At 44.4% G+C, this 12,348-nt stretch carries 10 protein-coding genes; 6 read left to right on the top strand and 4 right to left on the bottom strand.

Translation table 11 applies throughout. The features are described 5' to 3' along the window. Positions 1–113 precede the first annotated feature (113 nt). The 6 genes from CDG61_RS02325 (at position 114) to CDG61_RS02300 (ending at position 7,776) form a co-directional block, all read left to right on the top strand. Positions 114–1,937, top strand: a complete 1,824-nt coding sequence (locus tag CDG61_RS02325) for an acyl-CoA dehydrogenase C-terminal domain-containing protein (protein ID WP_087549914.1) — start codon at positions 114–116, stop codon at positions 1,935–1,937. 275 nt (positions 1,938–2,212) lie between these two features. Further along, positions 2,213–2,971, top strand: a complete 759-nt coding sequence (locus CDG61_RS02320) for a hypothetical protein (protein WP_087549913.1) — start codon at positions 2,213–2,215, stop codon at positions 2,969–2,971. Then, on the top strand, positions 2,955–3,869 hold the full coding sequence (locus tag CDG61_RS02315) for a hypothetical protein (RefSeq protein WP_087549912.1): 915 nt from the start codon (positions 2,955–2,957) through the stop codon (positions 3,867–3,869). The genes CDG61_RS02320 and CDG61_RS02315 overlap by 17 nt, the downstream gene beginning before the upstream one ends. After that, the gene (locus tag CDG61_RS02310) at positions 3,856–5,106 is read left to right on the top strand and encodes a glycosyltransferase family 2 protein (RefSeq protein ID WP_087512858.1); all 1,251 of its coding nucleotides are present in this window, start codon (positions 3,856–3,858) and stop codon (positions 5,104–5,106) included. The genes CDG61_RS02315 and CDG61_RS02310 overlap by 14 nt, the downstream gene beginning before the upstream one ends. Further along, a complete protein-coding gene (locus CDG61_RS02305; protein ID WP_087549911.1) occupies positions 5,106–6,932 on the top strand; it encodes a hypothetical protein in 1,827 nt (608 codons plus the stop codon). Before CDG61_RS02310 ends, CDG61_RS02305 begins: the two co-directional genes overlap by 1 nt. Beyond that, positions 6,910–7,776 (top strand): hypothetical protein, encoded by an 867-nt coding sequence (locus tag CDG61_RS02300; RefSeq protein ID WP_087549910.1) that lies wholly within the window; start codon positions 6,910–6,912, stop codon positions 7,774–7,776. Before CDG61_RS02305 ends, CDG61_RS02300 begins: the two co-directional genes overlap by 23 nt. 31 nt (positions 7,777–7,807) lie before the next feature. On the opposite strand, the gene wecB is transcribed toward CDG61_RS02300, so the two are convergent. The 4 genes from wecB to hemW form a co-directional block, all read right to left on the bottom strand. Then, complete coding sequence (wecB, locus tag CDG61_RS02295; protein WP_087549909.1) at positions 7,808–8,953, bottom strand: non-hydrolyzing UDP-N-acetylglucosamine 2-epimerase; 1,146 nt, start codon at positions 8,951–8,953, stop codon at positions 7,808–7,810. 2 nt (positions 8,954–8,955) lie between these two features. Next, the gene (locus CDG61_RS02290) at positions 8,956–10,182 is read right to left on the bottom strand and encodes a tetratricopeptide repeat protein (protein ID WP_205671796.1); all 1,227 of its coding nucleotides are present in this window, start codon (positions 10,180–10,182) and stop codon (positions 8,956–8,958) included. Between the two features lie 182 nt (positions 10,183–10,364). Then, complete coding sequence (locus tag CDG61_RS02285) at positions 10,365–11,084, bottom strand: sulfite exporter TauE/SafE family protein (protein WP_087549908.1); 720 nt, start codon at positions 11,082–11,084, stop codon at positions 10,365–10,367. 32 nt (positions 11,085–11,116) lie between these two features. Then, positions 11,117–12,271 carry a radical SAM family heme chaperone HemW gene (hemW, locus tag CDG61_RS02280; RefSeq protein ID WP_087549907.1) on the bottom strand — a complete coding sequence of 385 codons (1,155 nt, stop codon included), beginning with the start codon at positions 12,269–12,271 and terminating at the stop codon, positions 11,117–11,119. Positions 12,272–12,348 lie beyond the last annotated feature (77 nt).

The following is a 12,348-nucleotide window of genomic DNA, read 5'->3' as shown; positions in this document are numbered from 1 at the left end:
TTTTCTGACAGTTTTTTCGGGACTTCTTATCAATGCATTTATAGAAGTAAAATTGAATAATAAATCCATAGAGTGAAAACCCATAACTATATTTGAATTCAGGATGACATCTCATGCCCGCATATAAAGCTCCCGTACGTGATATCCGCTTCTTAATGAATGAAGTATTTGACTATCCAGCACATTACAAAACACTGTCAACCGGTGAAAATGCTGATGCAGATACAATTGATATGATCATTGATGGTGCTGCAGATTTCTGTGAAAACATTCTTTCTCCGCTGAACCAGTCAGGCGATGAAGAAGGCTGTCATTTTAAAGATGGCGAAGTGACCACACCGAAAGGCTTTAAAGAAGCCTATGATCAGTTTGTGCAGGGTGGATGGCAAGGTCTGTCCTATCCAGAAGAGTTTGGCGGTCAGGGCTTACCAATGTCGCTGAACCTGGTGAAGTCTGAAATGATGGGTACGGCAAACTGGTCGTTCACCATGTACCCAGGTTTAAGTATGGGCTGTATGAACACAATCATGCAGTTTGGTACAGATGAACAGAAAAACATCTATATGCCTCACCTGACTGCTGGTACATGGTCTGGAACGATGTGTCTGACTGAACCTCAGTGTGGTACAGACTTAGGTCAGGTAAAAACCAAAGCAGAACCGAAAGAAGATGGTACTTATGCCATTTCAGGTACAAAAATCTTTATTTCTGCGGGTGAACATGACCTGACAGAAAACATCGTGCATATTGTGCTTGCACGTCTTCCTGATGCACCTGCAGGTACCAAAGGTATTTCGCTGTTCATCGTGCCTAAATTCCTGCCAACGGCTGATGGTGGTGTGGGTGAGCGTAACCCGGTAACCTGTGGTTCAATCGAACACAAAATGGGTATCCGTGCTTCTGCAACAGCTGTACTGAACTTTGATGGCGCAACAGGTTATCTGATCGGTGAAATCAACAAAGGCTTACATGCCATGTTCACCTTTATGAACACAGCACGTATCGGTACTGCGGTACAGGGTCTTGCACACGCAGAACTTGCATTCCAGGGTGCTCTGCCTTATGCAAAAGAACGTATGTCCATGCGTGCTTTGTCTGGTAAAAAAGATGCAGACAAAGTTGCAGATGCCATTATTCACCATGCTGACGTACGCCGTATGCTGCTGACTCAGAAAGCCATTGCTGAAGGCGGTCGTTCCATGATTTATCATGCAGCACAGCTTGCAGATAAAATGGCAGATGCTCTGGCACAGGGTGATCAGGCAAAATTTGATGAATACGATGACAAACTGGGCTTCTACACCCCTATCCTGAAAGGTTTCTTAACTGAAATGGGTCAGGAAGCTGCCAGCCACGGTATGCAGATCTTCGGTGGTCATGGTTATATCAAAGAACACGGCATGGAACAGATTGCACGTGATGCACGTATCTCTACACTGTATGAAGGTACAACAGGTGTTCAGGCGCTTGATTTAATCGGTCGTAAAGTTCTGCTTTCCTCTAAAGGTAAAGTGGTTCGTGAATACACCGCTGAAATTCTGAAATTCTGTGGTCAGCATGCACGTAATAAATACATGCGCCGTTTTGCATGGGATTTAACCAAAATCTGTGCACAGTGGAATGCACTGACTGTCCGCATCATGCTGGCAGCACGTAAAGACCGCGACGTTGTTTCTTCTGCATCTGTAGATTTCCTGATGTTCTCCGGTTATTCAATGATGGCTTTCTACTGGGCGCAACAGGCTGCTGTAGCATCAGAAAAACTGGCGTCGGGCACAGGTTCTGAAGTTCCTGAGTTCTATAAAGCAAAAATCAAAGTGGCAAACTTCTACTTTGACCAGCTGCTGCCTCGTACACAGGGTCATGCTGAATCAATGGTTAACCCATCCAAAACAACAATGTCTCTTGAAACTGAACACTTCAGCTTCGACTACTGAGTTTTCAGTCAATAAAAAAAGACCGCTCCGGCGGTCTTTTTTTATAGCAACAGATTCAGAACCATAAATTGGTCAGATTACAAAAAGCACAAATAACACACAAAAAAAACTGATCCTTAAATAAAATAAAACAGAAAATCCGATTAAAAAAAGTTCCAATAAACATGTGTTTATTCACCATAAATCTTTAAGAAGATTCTTATAAATTCGTCTTTCGGTCGTCTGTGCCAGAAATAGATGTCATACATTTTATTTACAAATAACAGGCTGATGTTATGAAAAGTCACCATATTCAAACCGTCCTGTACTGGATTATCCTGGCAATCGCATTTATTGGTATTGTCGGTTATGAGTGGCTCCCTTCGAGCTACCGTGGTGGCTGGCTTTTCGTGCTTACACTGATGATTTCTGGTGCACTGGTCCGCTTTGGAACAGCCATTCTGATTGGTGTTATCGCATTTTTCTGCGTTTCAGTTTATTTCCTGTTTGATCTTTCTTCCATGCTGAATATTCAGCGTCAGATTTTACTGCTGTTCACTGTGATGTTTGCACCACTTTTCCTTAGTGCTGTCCGTTACAACCTGTATTCAACCAAACAGGAAAGTTCAGATGCAGCAGCATTTATCAGTAATTACAACACCGATCTGCTTCCCCTGCGGGCATGGCAGAACACCAGTCAGGAAGTGTTGAAAGTCCTGCCGTTTTTGTCCCTCAACTATTATGAAATTATTCATATCAAAATCACCAATGTCGTTCTGATTCAGGAAATGCTGGGTGAACATGAATGGCTGGTGAGAAAAAATAAAATTATTCAGGTTCTGGCAACCAAAAATGAGGGGGCGGTCTATCATTTTGCCTCTGAAAACCTGGACGAGATCCGCAGTATTGTATTTCGACAGAATGCCTCTCAGGAACAGACTCCTCTGTTTCTTGAAGCACTCAAAAATATTGACAGTCTGCAGTTCGACATACACAGCCAGCTGATTGAGACTCACAGTGCTCAGCAGGGAGAGGCTTATGTCCATACTCCTTAATATATGTGGGGCGTTTTTAGTTTCAGTACAGCATTTTCCCGATCCAACTTTGCAGAAAATCTATAAGCAGGAATATGGATGCAGTTTTGAAATTCAACCCGCCAGTCCTGATGAAAAACTGCCCATTCACCGTACACGGGAAATTCATGTCTTTTTTCCGTCACAGAGTACCTGGTGGCCTCTGTACAGCTACGATCAGATCAACTCCGCAAGTTTTAACCGGATGCTTGAGAATGGAATCAAACCAGGCATTATTATTCCTTCTACTGTGAACTGGGCATATTACCGAACGCTTAAATCTGCTGTGCAACGCGGTGCCGTCCCTGTTCTGGAATACCGACTTGAAGATCCAGACTATTTTTCATCAGAAGCGACCTTAGCCACAGCTTTCGGCTTACGCCCCGTGGCGGCTTATGTCCCTGATGGCTGGGATGCCAATTTACTGATTCAGCCGAAAGGCACATATTTAATTCAGCATACACGCGGTATCGGACAGCTTCCTCTGCCTGCGCGTGAGATTAAATTCAATCAGCTCACCCTGTATGCGACAACCACTAAAGATCACCTGATTGTGGGCAAACAGATCATTCTGAATCCTGCGGACACTATCCCTCTACATAATATACAGGCACCTGAGTTCGGGCTGTCCTGGCGGTTTAATGGTATTGATTTTAAAAGTGATTATGAACGGATTCATACCACTCCCGCTGGTTACGGCTTACTGATTGTAAGTTTTGTTTTATTACCCATGGACCTGATACTCAACACCCGTTACCCCAGTATTCTGAGTACCTTAGGTAGCTCCATTTCATGGGTCTCGTTATTACTTGGCATAGGACTGTTTGTCCTTTTAAGCATTTCTATCATTAGAAAAGTAAGGAAAAATGGAACCGATTAATTTAATTTTCTTATTTGGTTTTATTGGCATCTGGATTCCTCAGGCTTTCTGGGCCTGGCTCAGTTATTCAGCCTGGCAATATTCACGTAAAGCCGCCGACGAACTGAAAAATTTGCCGACACCTGAACGCTGGCCAATGCTGAGTGTGCTTATTCCTGCCTACAACGAAGAAGTCGTGATTGAAGACACCCTGCATGCTATGGCTGCGCAGGATTATCCATCAGCATCATACGAAGTTCTGTTAATCAATGACGGTTCCAAAGACGATACCCTCGCTATCTCTGAACGGCTGGCAAAAATCTATCCCTGCATCAAGATTGTCAATGTTCCCAAAGGTATGGGAGGAAAAGGAAAATCCAGAACCCTGAACAATGGTTTACCGCATGCCAAAGGTGAGCTGATCGTGGTCTATGATGCGGACAGTACACCTGAGCCTGACTGTGTACGCTTACTGGCCCAGACACTGATTGCAGATTCAAGCCTGGTTGCAGTGAATGGTAAAGTCCGAACCCGGAACTGGCGTGACAGTATTTTAACGCGCTTCATTGCAATTGAGTTTATTTACTTTCAGTGGATTTTTCAGGGTGGACGATGGAACCGTTTCCGTCTTTCCACCCTGATGGGCACCAATTATGTGATCTGGCGAAATGCGCTGGATACCTTAGGTGGTTTCGATGAAAAATCCCTGGTGGATGACACTGAAATGAGCTTCCGTGTCTTTCTGGGCAGTAAAAGAATCAAGTGGGTTCCCTATGCAATCGGCTGGCAGCAGGACCCACCCTCTCTTGAGGTATTTATTAAACAGCGTTCACGCTGGACTCAGGGGAATTTCTACGTTACGGAAAAATACCTCCCGATTGCCCTGAGAAAACCCTTTCCAATTGGCGTTGAAATTGGCAACAACATCATGTGTTACATCATGTTTGTACCTGCCCTTTTCTGGAGCCATGTCGCACTGGTTTTAGGGCTGCTGAATATCGCAGGCATGACCATTCCAGGACCCTTCGTTGCTTTATGGGGGCTCTCATTCTGCCTGTATATTGCTCAGATGTGGTTTACCTTATCTTTAGAAAAAGTAAAACCTGAATTGTATTTTTATTCAGTGATTGCTTATTTTTCATATTCACAAGTTTTCCTGATTATCGTTGTCAAAGCCGCCTACGACATGCTGAAAAGCAGAATCAAAGGTGAAGGTATTCAATGGTATAAAACTGAACGCAGCAAAGAGAAAAAATAATGAAAACTTTCCATTTCAAAACCCTCTCCCTCTGCCTGCTGGCAACCAGTGCCATGAGTTTCATGACGACCTTATCTCATGCCGCTGTCCCTGCCAGCTGGACATTTAACGATGTTTTAAGCCAGAACAAACGCAGTCAGATCAGTCAGTATTTTTATGTCGGTCAAGGCGAGCAATGGAACAATGCGGTATATAAAGCAAAATATAATACCGACCCCAATACGCACCTGCTGGTCACTTATAATGACAAACCCATTTACAGAACAACTTTAGATGGCACCGGTCTTCTGAGCTTTCCACTGCCTGTTGAAAAAAGTGGCTTTCACCGTCTGGATTTTATTGTTGAAAACCGTGAGACCACTTCAAAAGAAAACATGTGTGCTGAACCACCCATTTATATCAGCTCACTTGAACAGGCAGAAATCAGTTATCAGCCTCACCGTTCACAGCTCCGTTTAAGTGAACTGCCAGATGCGTTGTACAACCCTAAACTCACGAGTAAAACACCACTCAGAGCTGTTTTTGACTACAACACCAAAAGCATAACTGAACGTAATATACTGGCGCGACTGGTCGTGGGCTGGGAACATGCAAGGCAGATTCAGTGGTTCCGTCCTGAACAGAAAACAGAGCAGCCGGCTGATTATCGGATTAATATCAAACAGGTTCCGAACTTAACTACTGCACCTGTAAAGTTAAGCTATGTTCAGGGGATTCCGACATTAAGTATCGAATATTCCACGGCTGAACAGCTCGAAGCTGTTGCCCGCGTACTGCTGCAACCAAAGTTCAACAATCAGCTGACCGGTGACTCCGCCAGTATCACCTCCTCAGTTTCTGAGCCTGAATGGGCAACCGCCCGAACATTCAATACCCTGGCAGATTTTGGTATCCAGGACTTCAGGATAGGTCTGGACAAATATAATTTCAGTTTAGCCTTCCCATCCGTCTGGGAACCCTCTGACAGTCTTTCCGGTATTATTTCACTGCGTTCACAGACCGGTTTGCTTGAAGGTTCTTCAATCTCCGCCTGGATCAATGATCAGCTGGCAGGAAATATTCAGCTGGCTTATCTGGAAGAAAAACCGCTTGATCGCCAGTTTAATATTTTAGGTGCCAAAGTTGAAGTTAAGCCAAATTATAATTTACATCTGGAAAACTCAATTATTGCCAACTCCCAATGTCTGCCCGCTGCACACGGCGCAGTCTGGGTCAATACAGAAAAATCTCAGCTGACACTGCCTTATACATTAAAAATCGGGGTCATGAGTGCTTCATCATCTCTTGCCGCCACACCCAAAATTGCGGTATCCGGTGATCCTGGCAGTCTGGGAATGGCTGTCACCGCCATGCAGTCTGCCAAAGATATGTTACTGACCAATGCACCAGTCAAGCTGCAGATTTCAACATTTAATCCAGCAGCACCTGAAAAAGTGAATATCCGTATTGATGCTGCAACCTATCAGCAACTGGTGAAACAGCATGAAAATATGCTCTACGCACCTACTGCACAAAATGGTTTTTTTGCGGTGTTCACCAACGACAATGTACACTTCATTACCAGTAACGAGCTTGGAGCCAATACCTTTAACCAGTACTGGTCTGGCATTCAGAGTGAAATTCCAAATAATGTAGGACAGATTTTTGTCTCATCTGAAGGACAGTTGCATATCCTGGAAAATATTTCTCCGGTGAAAACGCAGCAGGCAGTGATTAAACAATCCAACAGCTTCCTCTGGATCATGCTCGGCTTATTTGCAATTGTAGTCATCATGCTTCTGTTACTATGGCGTAAACGTAAAAATGATACGAAAAAAGACGATTAAAATCAGTCTCTATGTCAGCATCATGATCAGTGTGTTGTTACTGGGTACTGTATGGGCAACGCCTGGTACAGTACCACCTGCTCAGGTGGTTGGTGTTTTCTGGCAACCGACTTTACAGACCAGACCAAGCGGCAACTGGGATCTGCTCGGGGTACGGACTTTCGTACCTCAGTTTGGTGTGGTGGATGGTAAATCATGGGTTCCTACGCAAAATATTCCGCAATGGAATCCACTGCCTGACTGGAAAAAAATCCAGCAGAATGCATGGGCAAAACATCTGATTCTGGGGCTTTCAGGTGAGTATGATGAAAAACAGGCACGCGCCAATGTAGCCCGCCATGGCGAAATGTCACTACAGTTTATTCAGGAACAGCAGTTAACACAGAAACCGACAGCCTATTATTTTCCTGTCGAAGCCGATCCCTCCTGGTTAGGTGTTGGCTTACTGGGACAAACCCTCAAAACTCTACCTAAACCGTTATGGGTCAGTATATACAGTGCTAAAGCCGAACCCGCCGCTTATGATCTGTGGTTAGGCAGCTGGCTTCCTGAACAGACTCAGGTTTTTTTCCAGGATGGTGTCGGTACAGGTGTACGCACCCCAGTCCAGGCAAAAAAAATACTGGAAAATCTGCAGCATAAATTTGGCAAAGAACGGATCGTCCTTGTGGTTGAAGCATTCAGACCTAAACGTGGTGGTGGTTTCCGAGCTGCCTATCCCTGGGAAATTATTCAGCAGCTCAACACTTATCAGAACCAGAAAGTCTATATCTTTGATGGTCCACACTATCTGAGCCGACCATCTGTATATATGATTGCTTTATGGCAAAAAATGAATACCTGATGTCTGAGTCAGATCAGGTACATTCCATCATTCAGCGTCCAAAGACATCCTGGTACATCCGTTCCAGAATACGTTCAGATGCATGACCATCTCCAAAGGGATTTTCCACTTCTGACATTTGCTGATAATATTTTTTATCATCCATCAGTCGTCTGGCATGTTCGATAATCAGCTCTTTGTCTGTTCCAACCAGTACACCAGCGCCCACATCGACAACTTCTGGACGCTCTGTGGTTGTTCTTAAAATCAGTACCGGCTTGTTAAAGGATGGACCTTCTTCCTGCAGTCCTCCCGAATCCGTCATAATAAAATATGCCCGATGCATCATATTTAGCAGGTTTGGATAATCCAGCGGCTGTAACAGATGTACCTGTTTATGGTCTTTAAAGAATCCATGTACCACCTGATGTACAGCTGGATTTAAGTGTACCGGCCAGACAAAATTCAGTTCAGGATAATGCTCTGTCAGTGTCTGAATTGACTGACAGATATGCTCAATCCCTTCACCAAAATTTTCACGTCGATGCGCTGTCACCAGTACCACTTTCTGCTCTGGATTAAAATTTAATCCCAGCTCCTGCATCAGCTTCTGACTACGTCCATCATCCATACGCTGTTTCGCCAGTCGAACAGCATCCACAACGGTATTACCAGTGACACAGATATGCTCAGGATTGATCATTTCATTTTTTAAATTCTGCCCAGACTGCGCGGTCGGTGCAAAATGCCAGCGTGCCACACGTGACACCAGCTGACGGTTGCCTTCTTCAGGAAATGGATGATCCATATCATAAGAACGCAGCCCTGCCTCTACATGAGCAACAGCCTGTTTGAGAGCAAATGAGCTCAGTCCTGCTGCCAGTACGGTGGTTGTATCACCCTGCACAATCACAGCATCCCGTTTCTGTCCATCCGTAAAAACGGTTTCCAGCTGCTGTAAACCCTGGATCAGCAACTGATTCAGACTTTGACCTGCATTCATCATCTTTAAGCGATGGTCAATTTTGATTTCAAAAAAATCGATGGCATCACGAACCAGTTCATCATGCTGACCTGTAAATATCACCTCAACATCAAAACGCTCATCCTGCTGTGCCTGCAGGATAATAGGAGCAACTTTAATCAGTTCAGGACGAGTTCCAAAAACAACACTTAATTTAAATTTTTGTGCAGTCATATTTAAAATCCATGATAGAAAGTGAGTTCCACGCGGGTATTGTCATAGGTGTTTTTGATTTCTGAGGGTGTGCCTGAGATATATTTGCCATACATTTTTTCCACGCTGAGTGTGGCTGGAAATTGCTTAAATGGCTTCCATGAGATGCTAGGACCCACTTCAATTAAATTATTGTAATAGCGTTGAGCCGTGTCATTAATCGCATGTACCTTGCCATAGAACTTCAGTCCATGGTCGGCAAAATAAAGCCCTGAGCGCACTCTTAAATCGGAAAGAACTGAATAATCTTCACGGGAATAAGTCGCGATGTTGCCATAAGCATCTGTATACCAGTTCGGTGAAGATGTATTTTCGGTCAGTTTTTGATGTTGCCATTCTTCATAGCCTGTAACGCCCGCAACCACACTTTCACGAGTTCTGGAACGGTCACGGTCAATCAGATCATAGCTGACACCAACTTCCGCATAGGTGCGGACTGGAACATTCAACCAGGGTTGATAACTCACACCCACACCCACAATGGCAGCATTGTCATCAAAAATTAAAGCATTGCTGTGCAAAGTCGCAGGATTGGTATTACCCTTCGATTTTGTATCCCGGTTTAAGCTTGCAAAACCATAGACCTGACCTTGCTGGCTTTCGCCAAAGTAACGTCCTGCACGTGCTTTCAGTGGTGAAACACCCATCGAAAAACGGTCTTCATAAGAGGGCGAAAAATAGATATCTGCAAAATAAGCACTGCCTGTGCTGCTCTGATCCCCCTGTAGATTCAGAACCGCCTGATCAGCTGTGGCTTTGGTCTGAGGGTTCTGTGAATTCTGCAAAGTTTTAAATACGCTGACTGCTTCTGCATTTCGTCCCAGACCATTGAGTAAATATGCCTGCTGCAGGGTCAGTTCTTCATCCTGAGGACTCAGTTCACGTGCCTGGGTAATGCTTTTTAATGCATCTTCCGGTCTTTTCTGATTAATCTGTAAATAAGTCAGACTTTTCCAGACACGCACATCCTGGGGCGTTTTTTCTGTCAGTTGAATTAAAATCTGTTCAGCCTGTGCAGGATTATTTTTTTCCGTTTTATAAAACTGATCCCACAGATCATAAACAGGATGACCGGGTCTCAGTTCCGTTCGATCCTCTGAATCTGCATATGCCAAAGGTGCTGTTAAAGCCAATCCTGACAGGCTCAGAACCCACAGCATTTTCACAAAGGGATATCGGGAATCACGCATGCACAAAAACTCACTCAGTTCGTCTAAAATGGACAGTGCCACTGCAACTTCAATTTATTGAATAATATATAGACAATATTTTAAAACAGACGACCGAACAGCTACTTAGAGCCTTTGTTATTGATTTGTTGTTTTCATGATAAAAATGCTGCACACACTTATTTATCTGTTTTTAATACTACTCAAAACACGCCCCACAGCATCGAAACTCCGGCCAGCAGCAACATGCCATCCAGGCATAAGTTGAACATGCGTTCCGATATTTTCAGCACCATTAATTTGCCCAGATAGTTGCCTGCCATCAATGACAGTCCAACCATTACCCCTGCCAAAAGCACATCCTGTTTCAGAATCCCCAGTGCGCCAAAAGCAATACTTTTAGAGGCATATAACGCAAAGGAAGACGCTGCTTCTGTTGCCAGTAAAGCACCTTTGGTCAGACCAAAACCACTGAATACCGGCAACAGTAAAGGTCCTGTAGAAAAAACCACACCCGTCAGAAAACCCAGTAATGCACCTGCAATCACCAGATGAAAACGGTTTAACTGAAAACCATGATGTTTTGCCAGGCGGCGCAGTGGAATCAGCGCAATAAAAAACAGTCCGATACAGAGACTGGAAAGCGCAGGCGGAATCGCCCACAGGGTATTTGCTCCTAAAACAGCAGCAGGGATACCTGTACTGACAAACAATAAAAAAGCTTTAACATTCAGCTCATGTCGCCACAGTATGACACGGGAAATATTTCCCATAATTGAAGCTATTGCCATGATCGGCACGGCCAGTTTTGCACCAAAAATATAAGCCAGTATGGGCAATAAAATAATGGATGAACCCGTCCCCACAACACCACTGATCATGCCTGAAATGATTCCGATGAAAGCCAGTGCCAGATAAATCATGGCTCAGTTATTTCCGCTGCAAACCGTGAAAATCATAAAAACTCTTCCAGCACGGAATTTAAAAATATGTGCCCCTGTTCAGTACACGCCAGCCGGTTTTCATCATCCACCATTAAATGACGCTGTTTCAGAGAGTCCAGTAAAGGTTTAACAGTCGCCAGTGCTGTGCCTGTTCTTTCGGGATAAAACTCAGCAGGAACGCCTTCATTTAACCGCAAAGCATTCATCATAAATTCAAAAGGCATATCATCATGTTCGATACGCTTATACTGCAGATTTTCTGCGGGTACTCTGGCTAAATAATCCTTAGGTAAACGGGTTTTCTGATAACGGTACACACCATCAGGCTGTGTCACTTTGCCATGTGCTCCTGCCCCAATTGCTAGATAATCCCCGAACTGCCAGTAATTCAGATTGTGTGCCGAAGGTTTCTCTTTACGCCATGCAGACACTTCATAATTGATAAAACCGTGGGCTTTTAGATACTGTTCACCCTGCTCCTGGATGTCCTCAAGGACTTCATCGACAGGTAAAACCGGCTGAGTCCGAAAAAAGACTGTATTGGGTTCAATGGTCAACTGATACCAGGAAATATGCGTTGCACCACTTTCCACCGCCAGTTTCAGATCAAGCAATGCCTGTTCCAGTGTCTGCTCAGGCAAACCGTGCATCAGATCGACATTGACCCGTTCAAAGCCTGCGGCTCTGGCATGCTGAATCGCAGTCACCGCATTATCACTGGAATGAATCCGCCCCAGTTTTTGCAGATGATCAGTATTGAAGCTCTGCACCCCTATGGACAGACGGTTAATCCCGGCTTCCAGATAATCCGCAAAAGGATCATGTTCCACCGTTCCCGGGTTGGCTTCCAGTGTAATTTCACATCCCTGCTCAAAAGGAATCAGTGCTTTTAACTGAGCAAACAACCATACATAACCCTGAGCTGAAATCAGCGAGGGAGTTCCCCCTCCAATAAACACACTATGAATTTTACGTCCCTGCGCGAAATCCGTCTGGGTTTTAAAATCTTCAACCAGCGCCTGTAAATATTCCTGCTCCAGTTCCTGTGACAGAGCACCGTCAGGCACCGCATGAGAATTGAAGTCACAGTACGGACATTTGCGCACACACCAGGGCATGTGAATATACAGAGAAAGGGGAATATTTTGAGGATTTAAATCTGCCAAGGAAGAAGCTCAGAACGGTATGGAGAATGCATAATTTTAACATGAGTCTGACCTGTTCGCCCAAATACCCATAAAGC

The organism is Acinetobacter sp. WCHAc010052, from assembly GCF_002165295.2.
In the GTDB taxonomy this organism is placed as follows: Bacteria; Pseudomonadota; Gammaproteobacteria; order Pseudomonadales; family Moraxellaceae; genus Acinetobacter; species Acinetobacter chinensis.
The sequence above is the reverse complement of the archived record's forward strand: the minus strand, read 5'-3'. Positions and strand labels throughout refer to the sequence as shown.